The organism is Streptomyces sp. NBC_00986 (genome assembly GCF_045162565.1).
Taxonomy (GTDB): Bacteria; Actinomycetota; Actinomycetes; order Streptomycetales; family Streptomycetaceae; genus Streptomyces.
On the sequence record NZ_CP108733.1, the window covers coordinates 6,994,463 to 7,014,527 of the forward strand.

A 20,065-nucleotide genomic window follows, 5' to 3' on the forward strand; every position below is an offset into this window, starting at 1 on the left:
GTCAGCCGGATTCCGTCGCGAGGTCGACGACTCGGACGCCGAAGTGGGCGCTCAGGGCTGTGCAGGCCCGGCAGGGGGTCGCGAAGCTGCCGTGCAGGGGGTCGCCGTCCTCGCGGATGCGGCGGGCGGTGAGCTTGGCCTGCTTGAGGGTCTTGCGGGCCTCGCCGTTGGTCATCGGCTTGCGCGCGGCGCGCTTGCTGCGGGCCTCGTCCGCGGCGGTGATGTGCCGGGAGATGAGGATCGCCTCCGCGCAGCGGCCGGTGAACCGGTCGCGCTGGGCGCTGGTGAGGGTGTCGAGGAAGTCCTGCACGAGCGGGTGCAGCGCGGGCGCCTGGTCGCCGCGGGCGGCGGTGCCGGTGAGGGTGGTGGCGCCGCGCACGGAGAGGGCGGCGGCGACGGTCGGAAGTATGCCGTCACGGCGGTGGTTGAGGGCCGGCGACTGCCGGGTCTCGGTGGCGCTCCAGCCGACCCGGGGGTCGCCTGAAGGTCCGGTGTGCGCCCCGGTGTGCGGTCCCGTCTGCGTCGCGTTCATGATCGTCATCCCCTCCCGAGCATCCCCCGGCGGGTCACAGAGTGCCAAATGCCGTGGCTGGTGCGGTAGCTGGGGCGGTGCGACACGCCAGGGCTTCGGCGGGCTGTCACGGCGGGGTGACGGCAGGTCACGGAAGTGAGGGTTCGGTGACGGGTGCGGTGCGTTCGGTGATGGGTGCGGGGAGCGGGTGCGGCCGACCGCTGCCGGTGACCGGTGTCGCCGTACCGCATAGGCTGTCCGCACCGCGATCCACGCGGTCGACGCGTGGAGACACGCGGGGAGACGGTCGAACTAAGACGTCAAGAAGACGAGACAGTCGATACGGGGCACAGTGGGGCGAGTTGGACATTCGGCCGCTGTGAATCGTACTGAATGCCGCAGGGGGCAACCGCCATGACGACAGGTCGGCTCGGGCAGCGAGCCGCGCCACCGAACGCGGCCTACGCCGGGCAGGTCGTGCACTTCCCGGACCCGGTCCGGGCGGCCCGTCACCCCAGAGGGGTGCGGATGGACGAGCACGGCTACCCCGACTTCTCGCCGTACGCGCGCGCGGCCGCGGAGATCGCCGAGCCCCCGGAGGGCTTCGGCGTCGACGAACTGCGCCTCACGGACTACGTGTCGGCGAACGCGGCGCTCGCCGCGACCGGGCACGAGCTGTGGGACACCGTGCCCGCGGTGGCCACCCCGCACGGCTGGACCTGGCACCACGTGGTCGGCACCCGGCGCCTCGAACTCGTCCCCGTCGACGTGAAGGCGCTGCTGCGCCACCACGGCGGGATCGCCACGGCCGCGGTCGCCCACGACAAGCGCGGCACCCGCCCGCTCCAGGAGACCCGCCCCGCGCACTTCGGACTGCCGAAGTCGACGGTCGCGGTGACCGAGGCGCAGGTGCAGGGCGTCGAGGAGGACCTCGGCTACCGACTCCCGGGCGCCTACCGCTCGTTCCTCAAGGCGGCCGGCGGCTCCGCGCCCATCGGCACCGCCCTGGACGCCGAGTTGGGCCTGCTGATCGACCAGCCGTTCTTCACGGTCCGCGACGAGGCCGCCGTCAACGACCTCGTCTACATCAACAAATGCCTGCGCGACCACCTCACCAAGGACTACCTGGCCGTCGGTTTCGTCCAGGGCGGCCTGCTCGCCGTGAAGGTGAAGGGGCAGCAGATCGGTTCCGTGTGGTTCTGTGCCTATGACGACGCCCGCGACGTCGACCCGTCCCAGGCACCGGCCGACCGTGTGGAACGGCTGCTGCTGTCCGCCGGGGACGACTTCGACCAGTTCCTGGCCCGACTCGCGGGAAATCCCCCGGAGTTGGAGACGGTGGCGAATCTGATGGTGGACGGCGGGTTCGCGACCGTGGTTCCGGTGCCGGCGTCTTCCGCGTCCTCGGTGGGGGAGTGAGCTGACCATGGTGACCTTCGCACAGGCGCAGGAGCGCGCCGAGGAGTGGATCAACGGCGACGTGCCGTCGTACCAGCATCGCGAGGTGCGGGTGCGGGAGTTCGAACTCGGCTTCGTGATCTGGGCCGAGGACCGCGCCGACGGACCGCGTTCGGACGGCGGCGCGCAACGCATGGTGCTCGCCCGCGACAGCGGCGAGGCCACGCTGTGGCCCGCGCTGCCGGTGGGTGAGGTCGTCCGCCGCTACGAGGAGGAGTACGGCCGCCCGGACGAGGTCGCCGACGCGGTACCGGCGGCTCCGGCTGCCCGGGTGGACCTCAACCAGACCTCGTTCCTGCTGAGTCCGCCGGAGTGGCTGCAGGAGGCGGCGGACAAGCTGGGGATCCCGGACCGGCGGGCGGAGTCGGGTTCGGCTTCGACTCCGGCCGCCGGCGCGGGAGTTGGGGCGCAAGGGTCAACTCCGGGTGCGGGTGCGGGAGTTGGCGCTCCGGGGCCGTCGGTCCACGGTTCGTCGCGGCGTGCGCTTCCGGAGACCCAGGCGGGGGTGCCGGCCGCTTCGGCCTGGCCCGATGCCGGAGGATCCGGGGTGCCGGACGACGCGCCCGCCGTGCCTGCCGGGGCGACTCCCTGGGCGGGGACCGACACCAACGCCGATGCCGGCGAGGACCGTTCGGTACCCCTGCCCGCCACCGTCTTCGCCCCGCCGCTGCGGGAGGCCGAGGACAACACCCCGTCCGACGCCAAGACCGCGCTGATCTCGGGGGGCAGCCAACTTCCGCGTACGGCACTGTCTCCGGCGCTGGACGAGTCCAACTCAAACTCCAACTCCGGTGGTGGGGTGGGGGGTTCGCAGGGGCCTGGCGGACCTGGTGGTGCGGCTCAGGGCAACACACCGCCGTCGTACGGGTATCCGCAGGGTGCGCCTCAGCCGGCTCCGCCCTCGTACGGCTACCCGCAAGGGTCCGGTGCTCCGGGTGCGCCTCAGCCGGCTCCGTCGTCGTACGGGTATCCCCAGGGGGCCGGCAACGCGCCTCAGCCTCCTGGTGGGCCCGGGGTGCCGGGGCGGGCCCTCGCGCCCAACGCCGGGGACATCGCCGACGCCGCGACCAGCAAGGCGGCGCCTCCGCCGCGCCGGGGCGGTGGGTCGACCACGCCCCCTCCGCCGGGTGCGCCCGGGACGCCGGGTGCGCGGCCGGGCGGTGCGCCTGCGTCGCCTCCGCCGCCGCCCGGTGGGTATGTGGCGACGCAGATGGTTTCGGGGCTCGGTCCTGAGGGGCCGGGCGGTCCGGGTGCTCCGCAGCCGCCTGGTGCGCCCGGCGCGCCTGGTGCTCCGAACACTCCCGGGGGTACGCCTCCGGGTGGGGTGCACCATGCCGCGACGATGTTTGCCGATCCGGGGCCGGGTGGGCCCGGTGCGGCGGGGCCGAGGCCTCCGCAGCCGCCGGGTGCCCCTGGTGTACCCGGGGTTCCGGGTGCGCCCAAGCCGCCCGGCGCTCCCGGAGTTCCCGGTGGCCATGGTGCCCCCGGTTCTCCCGGCGCGCCCCAGCCGCCGAACGCCCCCGGGATGCCCGGTGCTCCTGGCGCTCCCGGCAGCCCCGGTTCCCAGGGCGGTGCCCAAGGTGCCGTGCATCACGCGGAGACCATGCTCGCCGGGCCGCCGGTGGGTGGGCCCGGTGTGCCTCCGCCGCCGCAATTCCCGGGCGCGCCCGGTGCGTTGGGCGCCCCCGGTATGCCGCCGGGTGCTCCGCCGCAGCAGCAGCCGATGCCGCCGGGGCAGCCCGTGCCCGGTCAGGGCATGCCTCCCATGCCCGCGCCCGGGCAGCCGTTCCCCGGGCAGCAGCAGCCCGCCTACGGCTATCCGCAGCAGGGGCAGCCGACCGTGGGACCCGGCTATCAGGCCGTGTTGCGGTACCGCGCGCCGGACGGGTCCGAGCAGCAGCTGATCCGGCGGTCCGCGCCGGGGACGCCGCACCCGGAGTGGCAGATCTTCCACGAGCTGCGCGGCATGAACATCCCGCCGGACCAAGTACTCGAACTGCACACGGAGTTGGAGTCCTGCGAACTGCCGGGCGCGTACTGCGCGCGGATGATCCGCGAACAGTGGCCGCAGGCCCGCATCGCCAGCATCGCGCCGTACGGCACGGATCACGCGAGCCGGCAGCAGGGCATGCGCGAACTCCTCGCCCACCAGGGCGAGTTGCACCAGGTCGCCGACGGGCCTGCCCGACTCGCCCCGGTGCGGGCGCCGTTGCCGCAGGTGCAGCCGACGCCGCCGATCCCGCCGGAGGCGATCGCGCAGGAACTGGCGGGCGCGTTCGGGCCGGGCGTGTTCCGGTTCGAGCAGGCGGCGGTGTCCCGGCAGGGCGTGCCGCCGGTCGTCGCGCACACGCTGGTCGCGGCGGGACTGCCGATGGACATGGGCCCGTTCTTCTGGGCGCAGGCCCAACCGGGGCGCCCCGTACCGACGTTGGCCGAACTCGCGCAGGAACGCGGGGTGCGGCCGTCCGCCGACGCGGGCTCGTACCTCGTCATGGGCAGCGACTTCGGCCGCGCGATCTGCGTCCAGTACGGCACGGCCAACATCGTCGCCGTGCCTGTGGAGGCGGGGCCGGGCGGAGCGCCCGTACCGCCGCAGTTCGTGAACACGGGACTGCCCGAGTTCGCGCGCTGCCTGGCACTGCTCGGGCGGATGTGGCGACTGCGGTACGGGCTGAACCAGGAGCAGGCGGGCCGCTGGACCGTCGACTTCCAGGCGCAGCTCGCTTCGCTGGATCCGGCGGCGCTCGGGTCGCCGGAGAGCTGGTGGTCGGTGTTGCTGGAGCAGATGTGGGACGGGTTGTTGTGACCCCGATCCGCTGAACAGGCTGTATTGAGCTGTATTGAAGGGCCGGACCCGGTCGTGTGATCGGGTCCGGCCCTTTTGTGTCGCGTGATGCCCGTGACCTGTCTGCGGAGTGTCGCGTTATGAACACTTACGCCCTATCCATCAAGATATGCGGCAAATCATCATGTCGTGTCCGTCGGATGGAGAGGGGTTCCAGGATGAGCAGCGCATCGGTGTCACCACGTGGCTTCGTGGCCGTACGGGGGCGCGGCTACCGCCCCGACCAGGTCGACGCATACGCGGCGGCGATCTCGCAGTACCGGGACGTGGCCTGGGAGCGGGCGGCACGGCTGACCGTGCTGGCCAGGGACATGGAGGCGGAGGCCGAGCGGATGCGGGTCGCCGTGTCCCGGCTCGCTCCGCAGACGTACGAGGCGCTGGGGGAGCGGGCTCAGCGGCTGTTCCAGTTGGGGGTGGAAGAAGCCGCTGCGCTACGGGAGTCCGCGCGGCGTGCGGCGGAGGAGCAGGTCGCGGAGGCCGAGGCGCGCGCCGCGGGTGTGCTCCAGGCTGCGCGGGAGCATGCCGACGCGCTGCGTGCGGAGGTCGAGGAACGGGCTAGGCAGCGGCTTCTCGCCGCCCGCGCCGAGGCCGACGACATTCGGATCGGGGCTCGGCGGGAGGTGAAGGAGGGGCGGACCGAGGCGCTTTCCGCGTTGCGTGAGGTGCGGCAGCGGACCGCCGGGATGTTGGGGGAGCAGGCCAAGGAGCAGGAGGAGCGGTGGGCGTCGGCCGAGCTGGAGGCGTCGTCTCGGGCGGCTGCTCTGGACGCGGAGTACGCCGAGCGGGTTGCTCTTGCGGAGGCTGCGTTGGGGGAGGCTCAACAGGCTTTTGCCGAGGCGGAGTTGGCGGATCGGCGGCGGCAGGACGAGGCGGCCTCGCGGGCGGCTGAGGTGGTGGCGGAGGCTCGGGTGCGGGCGGAGCGGGTTGCTCGGGATACGGAGCGGGTGCTGCGCGAGCATGGGGAGACGTGGGATGACGTGCAGGCGCATATGGATCATGTGCGGAGTAGTTTGACGGCGCTTACGGGGCGGGCTGCGGCGGAGTGATGTGAACGGGGGCGCGGTTGTGGTTGTGTGCGGGCCCGGTGGGGGCTGGTCGCGCCCACGCGGCGGTAGCCGCAAATTGAACACAGCCCCGCGCCCCTTAGGTGGGCCCAGTCACGGGTGATCTGCGCAGCACGGTGTTGGGTTGGGGACCTCGAAGGGGGCCAGGGTGTTGCCCACCGCCGGGACCAATGCCAGGACCAGGTGGCCCTCGCGCCACTCGGGGCGTACGTGGTCTTGGGTGAGGACCGGTGTGGTGGGGTCCGGGGTGGCCAACGGGGCGCCTACTACCGTCAGTTGGTCGATCGCCGTTGACTCCAGTAGGTCGGCCACGGTGACTGTGCCGGTGAGGCGTTCTACGCCGGCGTAGAGCACCGCGCGGCCCGATCGTCGTGCCGTGTGTTCGGCCGCGGCCAGGGCGGCCGCCTCGGCGGGGCCGTGTCTACGGTCGCCCAGGGTCGCGCCCATCTCCGTCGCCGTGAGCCGTTGCCAGACCTCCTCCGCTGAACCCTCCTCCGGCAGGGCGAGCGATATCGCCGTCCCCCTGCGCGTATCCGTCCGGATCAGGTGAGTACAGGCGACCGTGCCCGCTGGAAGCCCGAGCGTGGTCGCCAGGTCGCGGATCAGGTGGTCCGCCTCGCGGAGGGTGGTCGTGCCGGCGTCCACCCCGATGACGGGGTGGACGCCGGACGGGTCGTAGGGGGTGGTCATGCGGGGAGGACCCACATCGGGTTGGAGTAGAACCAGAGGTCCTTCCACGGGTCGGCGTCGCCGAGGACGTCCATCGCGGGGCCTACGGGGTCTACGGACGGGCCGTTGATGCCCACGGCGGAGCGGTTGCCGTCGGTGCCGCGGAGGCGGACGTAGACCGGCTTGTCGACGTGGCCGAGGGAGTACGTGAGGCGGACGGTGCCGGTGGACCTGTCGACCTCGAAGGACTTGACGACCTTCGTCTTCGGGGTGGCGAACGTGTCCTTGTCCGCGACCGGGCCGGTGACGTCGCCCTGGATGACGTCGACTCGGGCCAGAGTCGGTTGGAACTGGGCCCAGTTGGGGCCGTTCGCCAGGCTGATCTTGATGGTCAGGTCCACCTGGGCGCCGCGGCGCACGTGCAGTGCGCCGCCGAGGGTGACCTCGCGGCCGCCGTAGGACAGGCGGGCGTCGAGGCCGCTGATCAGGCCGCCGTGGTCGACCCAGACGCGGCCCGCGCGGATGCCGTCCATGACCGCCTTGTACGCGAAGGACGACGCGCCGACGTGGGTGCGGGAGTACTGGCCGGGCCAGAAGTCGGTGTCGGTGAGACTGACGCCGGTGCCGTAAACGGGGTCCTCGTAGCGGCCGTTGGCGTTGAAGTCGCCGCCCGGGCTGCGAACCGCCGTGTCCGCGTAGACGTTGTGGGAGTCGGAGTTGGCGGTGATCCACCAGGGCTTGCCCTCGGCGAGGAGGCTGTCCCACAGGCCGCCGACCGTGGCCGTCATCCAGTCGAAGCCGCCCCAGGTGCGGTAACTCTCCAGCGGGTAACCGGGGAACGAGTCCGCGCTCGGGCTGCCGTCGTAGATCCCGCGTCCGCCGCCGGGGCCGTTCGGCTTGGGGATGCCGCCCGCCTGGTGGCCGGGGGCGCCCTCCATGCCGACCGCGATCGTGGGCTGCGCGTCGCGCCAGCCGCGGATCTCGTGCGGGGAGTCGATGCCCTTGCGCGCCGGGTGGTTGGCGAGGAACAGGGCGTCCTTGACCTTGCGGCGGCGGACCTGGTCGGCGAGGAAGTCGACGCCCGCGATGGCTAGGGCCTCGTTGGCGGGCGAGTTGCCGCTCGCGTTCTTGACGCTGCCGTCGAAGGAGTTCTCGAACTCCTTCAGTACGGCCACCTCGTTGGAGCCGGGGTGCACGAAGACCGTGCCGTGCTCGGCGCCCGGGATGTTCCACTCCAGGCCCTGGAACACGAGGGTGTCGTCGGTCTTCTCGCGGGCGTCGACGATGTCCGGATTGACCTTCTCCACACCGATCTTGGCGTGCGCGACGCTGCCGTGGTCGGTGATGACCATCCAGTCCAGGCCGTGCGCGTTCGCCTGGCGTACGTGGTCGATGACCCGGTACTTCGCGTCGCTGCTGTACTGCGTGTGGATGTGGTGGTCGCCGGCCAGCCACAAGTAGCCACCGCCACGCGACTTCTGGGACGACTGCTGCTGCGCCGCCCGTGTGGACGCGGCTGCCTCCCCCGCGCCCGCGAGCACGCCGCCCGCCGCAAGTCCCGCACCCAGCAGGCCAGTTCGGCGCAGCATGCCTCTCCGGGACAGCTGACTTGGCGTCAACTCGGCGTCCGGTATGGACGTGTCGAGGGCGGGCGGCAGGGACGTGCCGTCGCCGTCGCCGCTGTGGTGGTGATGGTGGTGACCGTGATCGCCGTGACTGTGGCCGTGGCTCATGTTCAACTCCCGCTGATGCAGGGACCTTCACGCTCGGACGTGCAGAGTCTGGAAAGGAGCGGTGAACAACGGGAGTCGAGGTGGTGGTGTGGCAAAGAACGAGTCATGCACGGCTACAACATCGGTCATGCGCGGCTTTTGCGTCGGTCATGCGGTGTCTCTCCCTGTGTCCCGTCGCTGTCTCTCCGTACCGCGCCCGCCAGGATCCAGCCCTCCATCGCGTCGTACCGGCGCCGCTGTTCCTCCTCCTCGCGGCGGCCCGAGGCGACCGTGCCCAGCCAGCCGAAGGCGAAGCCGAGGGGGATCGTGACGAGGCCCGTCGTGGTGAAGGGGAACCAGTTGAAGTCGGCGTTCGGGAAGGCGGCGGTGGGCGAGCCGGAGACCAGGTTCGTGCCCGGCATCAGGAGGAGGACGGAGAGGGTGCCGCCAACGAGCGTGCTGAGCAGGCCCGTTCGGGTGTAGCGGCGCCAGAGGAGGCTGTAGACGAGGGCGGGCGCTATGGCCGAGGCGCCCAGGCAGAAGGACAGGGTGACGAGGGGTTGCAGGCCCCGGTGCTGGATCAGCGTCGCGAGCACGATCGCCGGAACGCCCACCGCCAGCGCCGAGTAGCGGGCCAGCGTCATCTCGCGGCGGACCGGCATCTCCTGGACGCGGGTCGCGAAGACGTCGTGGGCAAGGGAGTTGGCGCAGGCGAGGATCATCCCGGCGACCGAGGCGAGCAGGGTGAGGAAGACGGCCGTGGTGACGGTGGTGAAGAGGAGGGTCTCCGTCGTCGACAGGCCCGTCCCGAACACCGCCCGTGAGCCCAGGAGATAGGCCGTGTTGCCCTGCGGGTCGGCCCGGGCGATCGCCGCCCGGCCGAGCAGCGCCGTCGCGCCGAACCCGACGACCGTCAGGATCACCACGAACAGCGCCACGCCCGACACCGCCCACGACATCGACCGCCGCACCTGCCGGGCGCTCGACGCGGTGTACATGCGCATCGTGATGTGCGGCAGACACGCGCCGCCGATCACCACCGTCAGCTCTGAACTGATCATGTCCAGCCGGGGAGTCGGGCCACCGGCGAACTGAAGTCCCGAGTGCAGGAAGGCAGGTCCGGCCCCGCTCTGCTTCGCCGCCGTGTCGAAGAACGAACCCAGGTCCCAGTGGAACCGGTTCAGCAGGAGTACGGCGATCACGGCTCCCGAGCCGAGCAGCATCACGATCTTCAGGATCTGGATGAGGGCGGTGCCCTTCATGCCGCCGATCGCCGCGTAGCTGATCATCAGCGCGCCCAGGCCGATGATGCAGCCGGTCTGCAGGAAGTCGCTGGAGAAGCCGAGGATGAACGCCAACAGCTGTCCCGCGCCCGCGAGTTGGACCAGCATCAGCGGCAGCAGCGCGATGACGGTCACCGCGCACGCGACGATCCGTACGGAACGCCCCGGCATCCGGCGGGCGAGCGCGTCGCCCATTGTGAACCGGCCCGCGTTGCGCAGCGGTTCGGCCAGCAGGAACATCAGCAGCATCAGCGACAGGGCCGTGCTCAGCGCGAGCACCACGCCGTCGTAGCCGTACAGGGCGATCACCCCGCCCGCGCCCAGCACGCTCGCCGCGGAGATGTAATCACCGGCTATGGCAAGGCCGTTGCGGAGCGGGGAGAGGGAGCCGTAGCCCGTGTAGAACTCGTCGAGGTCGTCGCGGTCCGGGCCCGTCATCACGCAGAGCAGGAGGGTGATCGTGGCGACGGAGGTGAAGGCCACCAGCGACATGGTCTGGGAGGAGTCCCTGAGACCGGTCATCGCGGTCAAGCTGGTCAGCGAGGTCGTTGCGGTCATCGTGCCGCCTCCCGTCTCGCGTCCAGTTCGGCCTGTCTGCGGAAGCGGTCCGCGAGGGGGTCGACGCGACGCCGGGCCGTGTGCTCGTAGAGCGCTGTCGCCAGCCAGGTGATGGGCAGTTGGGCCAGCGCGAGCAGCAGCCCGGTGGGCACACCGCCGGTGCCGGTGCTCGTCATCAGCGCGGGCGCGAACGCGGAGAGCCCGAGGAAGAGACAGAAGTAGCCGAGCGCGGCGGTGGTCGCCACCCGCCGCTGGCGCCGGTACGCGCCACGCAGGATGCGCAGATCGCTGTGGTTGCCGAGCGCGGGCCGACGGGGCAGGCGGCGGCGCTCGGGCGGGGGCGGGGGCGGCTGCCAGGGGTAGGTGACGGTGGGCGGGGGTGGAGTCGGGGGCGGTGCGTGGTCGTACGGGGTGCAGGGGACGGAGTCCGGGTCGTACGGGGTGTAGTGGGCGGACTCGGGGTTGTGCGGGGCGTACGGGTCGGCGTCAGGGTCGTACGGGGTGTACGGGTCGGGTGACGAATGCACATCATCCGGGCGGTACGAATCATGCGGAGGGTACGGGTCGTAGGACATCCCGTGCTCCTTGCGTGGCTCGGGTCCGTGGCGGCGGACCGCAGGGAGTGGGCGGCGCGAGCCACGCACGTTACTCGCCGGTTGGGGGATGTGGGTGGTTTTCGCCGAACTGGGCGGTCGGTATGGGGTTGTGGCGTCAACCGGGTGGCTGACCTTGGGTGTTGTCGAGCGGGACGCGGGTTTTCCGGGAGGCCTCTGGGGGCGGTGCGGCGGACGTTGCGTAACGGTGTATCAGCAAACACGGCTCCCGACAGCCGGTGTTGGGCCATCATGTATCCACTCTCGTGGTGCGCTGCAAGGCAAGGGGGAGGCCACATGAGTGCAGAGCTGCCGCCGGTTCGGGTGTTCGTGTCGTACGCCCACGACGACCAGAAGCATGTCGACCAGGTCAGGGCCTTCGCGGACTTCCTGCGGTCGTGCGGGATCGACGCCCAGCTGGATCTGGCGGCCGGCGAACGCCGTCAGGACTGGGCCCTGTGGATGCTGCGGGGCATGCGAGCCAGCCGACACGTGATTGTCGTGGCCTCCCCGGAGTACAAGCGGCGTGCGGAGGGCGACGCACCTGCCGGCGTGGGGGCCGGCGTGCAGTGGGAGGCCCTCCTGCTGAGAGAGGTCGTCTACAAGGATCATGCCGCGTCTCTCGACTGGATCGTCCCCGTCGTCCTGCCCGGCGGGTCGGTCGACGACCTGCCGCTGTGGCTGGAGCCTCACACCACCTCGCACTACCCCGTCGAGGACTTCACCGTCCCTGGCGCGGAGGAGCTGTTGCGGCTGTTGACCTGCCAGCCGCGCGAGTTGGTGCATCCGCTGGGGCCTCGGGTGGTGCTGCCGCCGCGCGGACAGGCCGGACCGGTGCCGGGCACGGCACCGCTGGTGCTGCCCCCACGGGTCGTCGCGGCGAGCCCGGTCGAGCCTCCGCAACCCCCGCCCGCGACCTTCGTGTTCCCCGACAAGAAGGTCCTGCTCGATGCCCTGATGGCCTGCGAGGCGCTGCACCGGCTGGCCGCTCGTCACGAACTGGTGGCCCTGATGGGTGAGACCCTCGGCCTGGGCCACCCGTTCGACGTTGCCGAGGACTCTCAGGCCCGCACCCATCTGCGGGCACTCGTCCGCCGCACGGCCAGCACCCTGACGCGTGACGCGGCGCTGACGGCCATGTACTTCGCCCTGGCCGACATCGCGCCGGACGACATCGGGACCGAGCGGGTGCGCGTCCTGCTCGTGGCCTCCGGACTCACGCTCAAGGAGGCGTGAGTGTTCCGTTGGAGTCGGCGGTTCGGCGGGGGAGCCGGGCACTTGGCCGACCCGCGCACGAGACGGGCGACGATCCGGCTGCTGGTGCAGTCGCTGGCCGGCATAGAACGGCTGCAGTCGGTGGACGGCCGTCGCGAACTGCTCGGCGAGGCCGGTCCCCCACTCCGGGACGCCGTACCGGCGAATCCGGTCACCGCGGACCATCTGCGGGCGATGGTCCACACCGCTCGTCGCAAGGGGAAACTGCCATTGCTGCGGGACGCGCTGCTGGAGCTGGAAGGGGACGACATCGGTGCCGCCTGGTTCGCCCTCGCGGTCACCATCATGACCGAGCCCGGCCCGCTGCCCAGAGCGTCCATGCTGGAGGTGGTCGCCGAACTGCAGCTGCACGAGCCGGAGTTCGGGTGGAGAGCGCGATCACGCTACGCGTCCGAGCACCGCGGCGACGGCCCCCCGTTGGAGGGCGGCCCCCTCCCGAACGTCCTGTCGCGGCTCTACGACCCCATGAAGGACCCTGCCGACCCCGACGCCCCGCGCCGACGGCTGCTGCGCTTCCTCGAACTACTCCGTGAGGAGGCCGTGGAGGAAGGGGCGGGTGGCGACAGGCTCGCCCGTCAACTGGCGCGGATCCAGGACCGGTACGGTGCCACGGCTCCCGGCGGCCACCCGACGAGACCGACACCGGAGGGCGCGGAACGGCAGGTCATCATCCAGATACGGGTCGAGGAGGCGGGTGCGCCGAGCGATCTGTCGGCCGCCGAGCGCAGTTACTCCCTGCACGGCTTCCTCTACGAGCTGGTCGGCACCGATGGCCCGGTCTTCCGGGGCTCCCGGACGGCGCCCGGCCGCATCACAGGCAGTGAACTCACGGACCGTGGACGCAAGTTCCTTGCCGAGTGGCGGGAACAGGTGGAGGCGGTCCGGGGCGTGCACAGGCGACGCGTGGAGTTCCTTCTGCCGCACTCGCTGCTCGGGTACCCCGCCGAGCTGTGGCCGAGCGGGTCGGCCGAGGTTCCGCTCAGCCGCAGCTGCGAGGTCGTCGTACGGTCCCTGACCCGCTACAAGGACAGCACGATCCACGGCGAGTGGATCCGCCGCTGGGAAGCGCTCGACCGCGACTGTCCACCCGGTGACGCCCTGGAGCGCATCGGCTGGCTCAGCAAGGACGCGCCGGGGGAGTCGGCCGAGGGCCACAACCCGCCCAAGGAGCGGTGGAGTTGCCCGCAGGGGCAGTTCCCGCCGCTGCGGCTGACCCACCCCGCGGACATCGAGGACTGGCTGCGGACCAACGCCGACCTGGCCTGCCTGGGCCTGACCATGGCGTACGACCACCATGACGACCTCGTCCGGGACGCCGTACGCGACGCACTCCTGGAGGACGGCATCCCCGTCATGGTCTGGCGGCGGGACAAGGGCGACCCCGACCTGCTGCTGGACGCGCTCCGCAGCGCCGAACCACCCGCCCTGCTGGCGGATCTGCCGCGCAGCGTGCACGAGGCGCGCAAGCGCGAGCGCAGTGACTCCCTGAGCGTCGGCAACAACATCAGCCTGCTGTGGGACGACCCCACCTGTGTGTTCAGCGGCCAGGACCCCCAGATGTCCGGTATCGGCGGCGCCGAAGAAGGAGCGACATGACGCAGACGCAGGACTGGTGGGTCTACCGGGGCACCGGCACCCCGCACGACGGGATCCGGGACCTGCCTCCGGCACCCCCGTGGCGGGCCTTCCGGCAGGGCACCACGGCGCCCGAACGGGTGCTCCCACCGCCCGACACACCCGACGGCGACGCCGTCCAGCGCCACCTCGGCCGGGCCGACCTGGGCGCCCGCTACCAGGCCGGCGAGCGGGAGATCCACCTCGTCAACCTCGCCCTGCACCTGCGCCGCCCGCTGCTGCTCACCGGCAAACCCGGAACCGGGAAGTCCACCCTCGCCTACGCGGTCGCCCACGAACTGAAGCTCGGCCCCGTCCTGCGCTGGGCCATCACCAGCCGCTCCACCCTCAAGGACGGCCTGTACGAGTACGACGCCATCGGCCGCCTCTACGACGCCGGGCTGCGCAACGCGGGCTCCCTCACCGGTCACAACACTCCGGCACCCGAACCGCCCGACATCGGCAAGTACTTGTCGCTCGGCCCCCTCGGAACCGCGCTGCTGCCCTGGAGCCGCCCCCGGGTCCTGCTCATCGACGAGATCGACAAGAGCGACATGGACTTCCCCAACGACCTGCTGAACGTCTTCGAGGAAGGCGAGTTCCCCATCCCTGAACTGGCCCGGCTCGGTGGGAAGCCGCAGGAGGTGACCACAGCCGACCGCGCAAGGGTGACGGTCCGCGGCGGCGAAGTGGCGTGCGCGGAGTTCCCGTTCGTGGTGCTCACCAGCAACGAGGAGCGCGAGTTCCCGATGGCCTTCCTGCGCCGTTGCATCCGGCTGGAGATCAAGGCGGCCGACGCGAAACGGCTGGCCGGCATCGTCGCCGCCCACCTCGACCCGCCCGGCACACCCGTGCCCGAACCGACCGGTGCGCGGGCCAAACTCATCGGCGAATTCCTCACCCGGCAGCGGGAGTTGGGCCCCCTGGCCAACGACCAGCTGCTCAACGCGCTGCTCATGGCCGAACGCGGACTCTGGGACGACGACACCGGCCAATCCCTGCTCCGCGACGACCTGCTGCGTCCGCTGGACCGGGGCTGAGCCGGCCGTGCAGGACGACATCCTGCGCGAGGAACTCGCCCGCCTGCTGGGCACGAGCGGCGAGCCGGAAGCGGGTGACGCCCTCGACGCGCTGTGGATCGCCCGGCTCAGCGGTCTCGCCCCGGTGGACTGGTCGCTCGTGGGCAACGGCGAAGACCCGACGGCGGCCCCGCCGACCGCCGATCCGCCGCCCACACCGACGGACCCCGACCCCGGCCAACTCCCGGGTCCACCACAGCCGTCGGCTCAGCTGCACCTGCCAGGCGGTGGGAACGGCAGCGCCTTGGCCCGCCCCGGCAGGGCACACACCGTCCGCGTCCCACAACCGCGCGCGATCCCCGACGCCCTGTCCCTGAACCGGGCACTGCGCCCCCTGCGCCAACTGGTCGCCTCCACCCGGGTCCGCACGCTGGACGTCCAGGCCACGGCGGCGGCCTCCGGCGACAGCGGCCTGCTGCTGCCGGTCCTGCGTCCCGCCACCGAACGCCGCTTCTCCGTCGACCTGTTGATCGACACCGGCGCCACCATGACCGTCTGGCACCGCCTAGCCTGCGAACTCCGTGCCCTCCTCACCCGGCACGGCGCTTTCGCCGACGTCAGGGCATGGGCCCTGCACACGGACGGCCCCGAACCCCGGCTGGCACCGTTCCGGCGAGGCGTCCAGGCCGCTTCCCCCACCCGCCGCTGGAAGCAGAACCTGGCGGATCCCACGGGGCGACGGGCCGTCCTGATCCTGACGGACGGCGTCGGCCCGGCCTGGTACGGCGCCGAACTGACCCCAGCCCTCGCCGACTGGTCGCGTGAACGCCCCGTCGCCGCACTCCAGGTCCTGCCCAGCCGCCTGTGGCACCGTACGGCGCTGCGCGCCTCCCCCGTCCGGGCCCGCGGCACCGAAGCCGCCCGGGCCACGATCGAGGTCCGCTCCTCCGGCCGGGTACCCGGTATCACCCGAGGCCACGCGGGCGCCGCCGACCGGGCACGCGTCCGCTGGCTGCCCGTGCTGGAGGTCTCCGGGCCGTGGCTGCAGCCGTGGGCCCGCCTGGTCTCGGGCCGTACGACGGACTGGACCCCGCTGCAGGCGGCCCCCCTCACCGTCGCCGCCAGGCCCCGCCCGGCCGAACCCTCCGCCGAGCCCACCACACCGGCCACCTGGATCGCCCACTTCGAGGAGGGCTACTCACCCGAGGCCTTCCGCCTGCTGCGCCTGCTCGCCGCCGCACCGCTGAGCCTGCCGGTGATGCGCCTGGTCCAGCGCAGCATGCTGCCGGAGTCCACGCCGATGCATCTCGCCGAGGTGTTCCTCTCCGGCCTGCTGGTCCGCCGTACCCCGGCACGGACCGGTGAGGACCCGGACAGTGTGCTCTACGACTTCCGGGACGGCGTGCGGGAATCCCTGCTGTCCCGGCTGACCCGCACGGAATCCCTGCGCGTGCTGCGGGGCGTGATCAAGGGCGTGAGCGAGCGGGTTGAGGCGACGTTCGGCGGGGTGACGGACTTCCAGGCGTTGGTCGCCGCCGCCGGGACGGCCGGGGGACTGGACGGCCTCGAACTCCCCGAGGACAGCCAGGCGTTCGCCGAGGTCGCGCTGGCGGTGATCAGGGGGACGGGCGGCGACTACGCGGAGGTGGCGGCTCGGCTGGTGGACGGGGTGGGGGCTCCGGTGGTCGAATCCACGGTTGATCAGGCCGAGTTGATGGCCGATGAGGCCGAGAGCGGGCCGGTGGGGCGGGAACGGGGGGCGTGGCGGCGGCTTGTCGAGCCGCGGCTGGACCGGTTCCGGTTCACCTGGGGGCAGGCGATCCCGAACGAGAGTCCGTTGCCGTCTGGGGACGACGGGATGGCGAGGGTACCGAGTCGGATTCCTGAGCTTCCGGACCATCATGAGCGGCGGGGGCTGACGTACTCGGTGCTTGAAGTGCTTCGGCGAGGTAGCCCGAGGGCTGTCAAGCGCTACCCGGTTTCCGGTCCGACAGTGTGTGTGGTCGAGGGGGCTCCGGGAGTGGGCAAGACCTCGTTGGCTATCGACTGTGCGCGGGAGTTGGGGGCGGAGTTCAGTCTGGTGCGATGGATCAGGGCCGACAGTGCTGAGGCGATGTCGAGCGATCTCGCGGCCCTTACGATCGAACTCGGGGCGCCTGACCCGAGCTTTGCCCCCTCATGGCTTCGCGCTTATTTGCGTGACCATCCGGGCTGGCTGCTGATCTATGACGGTGTCACCCCGGAAACCACATTGTGGAATCCGGAGGTGGGCTACGGCAGCCTGCTGATGACCGTCTCCGAAGGCGCTGAATTGCCGCGCGGCCCGCACGAGACCGTGACCCTGGACGACTTCAGCCGGGAATCGGCCCTGCGGTATGTCGAGAAGGCGCTCCCTCGCGGGGAGTTGTGGGCCGAGAGAAACGACCTGCTCGACCTGTTTGAGGTCACGGGAACACATCCGCGCACCTTGGCAGAGGCCGTATCGAGTATCGAGTCGAACCACCGGCCGGTCATGGCCTATGTGATGGCCGAGCTGGTGCGGCGAACGGAAGTCGCACGGTTCATGCCCCTGCTCGTCTGGATCACCCGCAACGGTGCCTTTCTCGGCCTCGGGGTCGCTGTGAAACCCGACGTGGTGGTGACGACCGCTGTCGATGGGGTGGTCGGTGAATTCCGTGTCCAACAAATCGATGGTCGAGATGCTCGCGTGGTGCGAGTGGAGCCCTCCGTCGTATCGGGGCTGACCCTGCTCACGCTCTCGGAGGTGGTTCTCTCCCCAGCGACCTTGGCCGACCCCGATAGCGTGCCGGCCGTCGCCGTGTGGGCTTCGCCGCCGACCGCGAACTTGGGGCCACCAGCCTTCAGGCTGCGTCCGATCACCCCGGAGACTCGCCCTCTTCCGCCGAACGCCGCACTGATCGACGCGGACGGCAGGTTGTGCTCCCTGGTCACCAACTCCGTCGACAGACCGGAGGCGATCGCTGTCACGCCTCAACGCGTTTTCCGTTCCGCGCGTGTGAAACAACAGGTCCCGTTGTTCTACCTGAGCCACGCCCCTGGCCCATCCGCTTCCGGCACGCGCGACAATCGCCTTGTAGCCGAATTCGTCAACGACCTGACCACCGCGCTCGTGGACCTGACCGGGCTCGGCTCGGCCGGAGTCACCTACTTCTCTCTCCACGAGTCAGTGCCCTCGGGCGTGGATTGGCAGGAGGTCTCGAAAAGCGCCTTGGCCCGTGCCCAGGTCTTCGTGCCCCTCTACTCACCCAGCTACTTCCGCAGTGCCTGGTGCGGCAGGGAATGGGGGGCTTTCAATCTGCGTCAACAGCGACAAAGCGTCCTCTCCACGAGATCCGCGATCGTGCCCGTGCTCTGGGACCACATCGACCCCGAGCAGCTGCCGCCGGTCGTCCGGAGTCTGCAGTACACGGCCGGCGACATCGGTGAAGGACATGTCCCCGAGGGCTTCTACGGGTTGTTGGCCTCCAGGCGCCCTTCCGCGTACAGGCGTGCGGTCCACCAACTTGCCACTGCCATCGCGGACGTTGCCACGACCACCCGCCTTCGCCCCTGCGACCCCTCCCTCTTCGACAACGTCCCCAACGCCTTCGAGGCGGACGAATCCTGACAGTTCACCGTGACGTCATTCCTTGAGCACCGGAAACCGTCGCGGTGCCAGGAACAGCAGTACCAGGAACGCCACCGCCGCCGCGCACCCCGCACCGATGTACACCGCGTGCACCGCGTCCGCGATCGCGCGCCGGGTCGCCTCGGGGACGGCACCCCCGTCGAGGCCGCGCGTCACCGAGTCGAGGTCGCTCGCGCCGCCCAGCCGGGACGCCAGCACCCCGTTGGCGACCGCCCCGAAGACGGACGCGCCGATCGTCTGGCCGGTCTGGCGGCAGAAGAGGACGGACGCGGTCGTCACGCCCCGCTCCTCCCATCCGACCGTCGACTGCACCCCGACGATCAGCGGGAGTTGGAAGAGTCCGAGGGCCGCGCCGAGCATCAGCATCAGCACCATCGGCTGCCAGGCCGCGCCCGGATACGGCAGGAACGGGAACGCGAACAGGATCAGCGTCGCCGTCCCGATCCCGAGCATCGCCGTGTTGCGGAAGCCGATCCGCCGGTACACGTGCTGGCTCAACGCGGCCGACACCGGCCAGCTCAACGTCCATACGGAGAGGACGAATCCGGCCGCCACGGGTGCCAGGCCGAGCACCGACTGCGCGTACGTCGGCAGGAACACGCTCGGTGCCACCATCAGCAACCCCAGTGCGCCCAGGGTCAGGTTGACGGCCGCGATCGTACGGCGTCGCCACACCCACCCCGGGATGATGGGCTCGGCCGCCCGGCGTTCGATCGCGACGACCACTCCGGCCAGCCCAAGTCCCGTGGCGAACAAGGCCATTGAGGGTGCCGAGAGCCAGTCCCACGCGACCCCGCCCTGCACCAGCGCGGTGATCAGCACGCCCCCGCACGCGAACACGGCCAGCGCGCCCGCCCAGTCGATGCGGGGGCGGGAGGTGCGGGCGCGTTCCGGTTCGTGGAGGTGGCGGACGATCAGCCACAACGCCACCGCTCCGACAGGGAGGTTGACGAGGAAGATCCACCGCCAGCCGGCGTACGCGGCGAGCAGGCCGCCCACACCGGGGCCCGCGACCGCCGACACCGCCCACACCGTGGACAGCTTCGACTGGATCTTGGGGCGCTCCTTCAGCGGGTACAGATCGGCGGCGAGCGTCTGCACCGTGCCCTGCAACGCCCCGCCGCCCAGGCCCTGTACGACCCGGAACGCGATCAGCGCGCCCATGTTCCAGGCCACCGCGCACAGCAGTGAACCGGCGAGGAACACCGCCGCCCCGACGATCAGCACCGGCTTGCGGCCGAAGGTGTCGGAGAGCTTGCCGTAGACGGGCAGCGTGACCGTCACGGCCAGCAGATAGCCGGAGAACAGCCAGGAGAAGACGGAGAAGCCGCCGAGGTCGCCGACGATCTGCGGTACGGCGGTCGAGACGATGGTGGAGTCGAGGGCGGCCAGTGCCATCGCCAGCATGAGGGCGGCGACGACCGCGCGCTTGCGGCGGTCGGGAGGGGCCGGTGCGGGTTGCTCGGGAGGCGTCGGCGTGGGCTGCTCGGCCGCCTCGGGTCGTATCTCGGTGTCGCTGTCCCTGTCCCCCTGGTCCACAGGATTCCTTTCCCCTTGCATCTATCTGCCGCGCACCAGCTTCCCACTTGACCCTCACGTCGCGGCAGGGCGGAACCTGGTCGGGTCACTGGGTGGACCGAACCCCGAGATCGACTCCACCCGGCGGTGGAGAGCCCCTAGGGGTCTCTCCGTACTACGACCCGGGGAGGGTTCGTACCGGCGGAGGAGGAGAAGGGCGAGGGGTCGTCCTTAACCTGGCTTTATGCCGCTGGGGGGCGGCAGGCCGAACCCAGGAGGGTGGGGTTTTCCCCCGGG

At 71.2% G+C, this 20,065-nt stretch carries 13 protein-coding genes; 7 read left to right on the top strand and 6 right to left on the bottom strand.

The window, feature by feature from the left end; all coding sequences use genetic code 11:
- Position 1: 1 nt before the first annotated feature.
- Positions 2–541 carry a YwqJ-related putative deaminase gene (locus OG504_RS31375; RefSeq protein ID WP_405992809.1) on the bottom strand — a complete coding sequence of 180 codons (540 nt, stop codon included), beginning with the start codon at positions 539–541 and terminating at the stop codon, positions 2–4.
- 384 nt (positions 542–925) lie between these two features.
- Here OG504_RS31375 and OG504_RS31380 point away from each other — a divergent pair, with 384 nt between their 5' ends.
- From OG504_RS31380 to OG504_RS31390, 3 genes are all read left to right on the top strand, one after another.
- Positions 926–1,930 carry an SMI1/KNR4 family protein gene (locus tag OG504_RS31380; protein ID WP_405992810.1) on the top strand — a complete coding sequence of 335 codons (1,005 nt, stop codon included), beginning with the start codon at positions 926–928 and terminating at the stop codon, positions 1,928–1,930.
- 7 nt (positions 1,931–1,937) lie between these two features.
- Positions 1,938–4,775, top strand: coding sequence for an SUKH-4 family immunity protein (locus OG504_RS31385; RefSeq protein WP_405992811.1), 2,838 nt, complete (start codon positions 1,938–1,940; stop codon positions 4,773–4,775).
- A gap of 197 nt (positions 4,776–4,972) precedes the next feature.
- Positions 4,973–5,860, top strand: a complete 888-nt coding sequence (locus tag OG504_RS31390; RefSeq protein ID WP_405992812.1) for a cellulose-binding protein — start codon at positions 4,973–4,975, stop codon at positions 5,858–5,860.
- A gap of 111 nt (positions 5,861–5,971) precedes the next feature.
- Here OG504_RS31390 and OG504_RS31395 read toward each other — a convergent pair whose 3' ends face one another.
- From OG504_RS31395 to OG504_RS31410, 4 genes are all read right to left on the bottom strand, one after another.
- Positions 5,972–6,568 (bottom strand): hypothetical protein, encoded by a 597-nt coding sequence (locus tag OG504_RS31395; RefSeq protein WP_405992813.1) that lies wholly within the window; start codon positions 6,566–6,568, stop codon positions 5,972–5,974.
- The gene (locus OG504_RS31400; protein WP_405992814.1) at positions 6,565–8,280 is read right to left on the bottom strand and encodes a PHP domain-containing protein; all 1,716 of its coding nucleotides are present in this window, start codon (positions 8,278–8,280) and stop codon (positions 6,565–6,567) included. Before OG504_RS31400 ends, OG504_RS31395 begins: the two co-directional genes overlap by 4 nt.
- Before the next feature lie 125 nt (positions 8,281–8,405).
- Complete coding sequence (locus tag OG504_RS31405) at positions 8,406–10,064, bottom strand: cation acetate symporter (protein WP_405996472.1); 1,659 nt, start codon at positions 10,062–10,064, stop codon at positions 8,406–8,408.
- 32 nt (positions 10,065–10,096) lie between these two features.
- A complete protein-coding gene (locus OG504_RS31410) occupies positions 10,097–10,627 on the bottom strand; it encodes a DUF485 domain-containing protein (protein ID WP_405996473.1) in 531 nt (176 codons plus the stop codon).
- Positions 10,628–10,990: 363 nt separating this feature from the next.
- On the opposite strand from OG504_RS31410, the gene OG504_RS31415 reads away from it, so the two are divergent.
- The 4 genes from OG504_RS31415 to OG504_RS31430 are packed head-to-tail and all read left to right on the top strand — an operon-like array spanning position 10,991 to position 18,229.
- Positions 10,991–11,929 carry an SEFIR domain-containing protein gene (locus OG504_RS31415; protein WP_405992815.1) on the top strand — a complete coding sequence of 313 codons (939 nt, stop codon included), beginning with the start codon at positions 10,991–10,993 and terminating at the stop codon, positions 11,927–11,929.
- A complete protein-coding gene (locus tag OG504_RS31420; protein ID WP_405992816.1) occupies positions 11,930–13,564 on the top strand; it encodes a hypothetical protein in 1,635 nt (544 codons plus the stop codon). It abuts the gene before it with no gap.
- Positions 13,561–14,622 (top strand): AAA family ATPase, encoded by a 1,062-nt coding sequence (locus OG504_RS31425; RefSeq protein ID WP_405992817.1) that lies wholly within the window; start codon positions 13,561–13,563, stop codon positions 14,620–14,622. Before OG504_RS31420 ends, OG504_RS31425 begins: the two co-directional genes overlap by 4 nt.
- Positions 14,623–14,629: 7 nt before the next feature.
- Positions 14,630–18,229, top strand: coding sequence for a TIR-like protein FxsC (locus OG504_RS31430; RefSeq protein ID WP_405992818.1), 3,600 nt, complete (start codon positions 14,630–14,632; stop codon positions 18,227–18,229).
- A 15-nt stretch (positions 18,230–18,244) separates the two neighbouring features.
- Here OG504_RS31430 and OG504_RS31435 read toward each other — a convergent pair whose 3' ends face one another.
- Positions 18,245–19,657 (bottom strand): MFS transporter, encoded by a 1,413-nt coding sequence (locus OG504_RS31435; protein WP_405996474.1) that lies wholly within the window; start codon positions 19,655–19,657, stop codon positions 18,245–18,247.
- Positions 19,658–20,065: the final 408 nt, after the last annotated feature.

Excerpts from the sequence above, each read along its gene's own strand:
- OG504_RS31375 (WP_405992809.1), bottom strand. The coding sequence starts at position 541 with ATGACGATCATGAACGCGACGCAGACGGGACCGCACACCGGGGCGCAC.
- OG504_RS31380 (WP_405992810.1), top strand. The coding sequence starts at position 926 with ATGACGACAGGTCGGCTCGGGCAGCGAGCCGCGCCACCGAACGCGGCC.
- OG504_RS31385 (WP_405992811.1), top strand. The coding sequence starts at position 1,938 with ATGGTGACCTTCGCACAGGCGCAGGAGCGCGCCGAGGAGTGGATCAAC.
- OG504_RS31390 (WP_405992812.1), top strand. The coding sequence starts at position 4,973 with ATGAGCAGCGCATCGGTGTCACCACGTGGCTTCGTGGCCGTACGGGGG.
- OG504_RS31395 (WP_405992813.1), bottom strand. The coding sequence starts at position 6,568 with ATGACCACCCCCTACGACCCGTCCGGCGTCCACCCCGTCATCGGGGTG.
- OG504_RS31400 (WP_405992814.1), bottom strand. The coding sequence starts at position 8,280 with ATGAGCCACGGCCACAGTCACGGCGATCACGGTCACCACCATCACCAC.
- OG504_RS31405 (WP_405996472.1), bottom strand. The coding sequence starts at position 10,064 with ATGACCGGTCTCAGGGACTCCTCCCAGACCATGTCGCTGGTGGCCTTC.
- OG504_RS31415 (WP_405992815.1), top strand. The coding sequence starts at position 10,991 with ATGAGTGCAGAGCTGCCGCCGGTTCGGGTGTTCGTGTCGTACGCCCAC.
- OG504_RS31425 (WP_405992817.1), top strand. The coding sequence starts at position 13,561 with ATGACGCAGACGCAGGACTGGTGGGTCTACCGGGGCACCGGCACCCCG.
- OG504_RS31435 (WP_405996474.1), bottom strand. The coding sequence starts at position 19,657 with ATGCTGGCGATGGCACTGGCCGCCCTCGACTCCACCATCGTCTCGACC.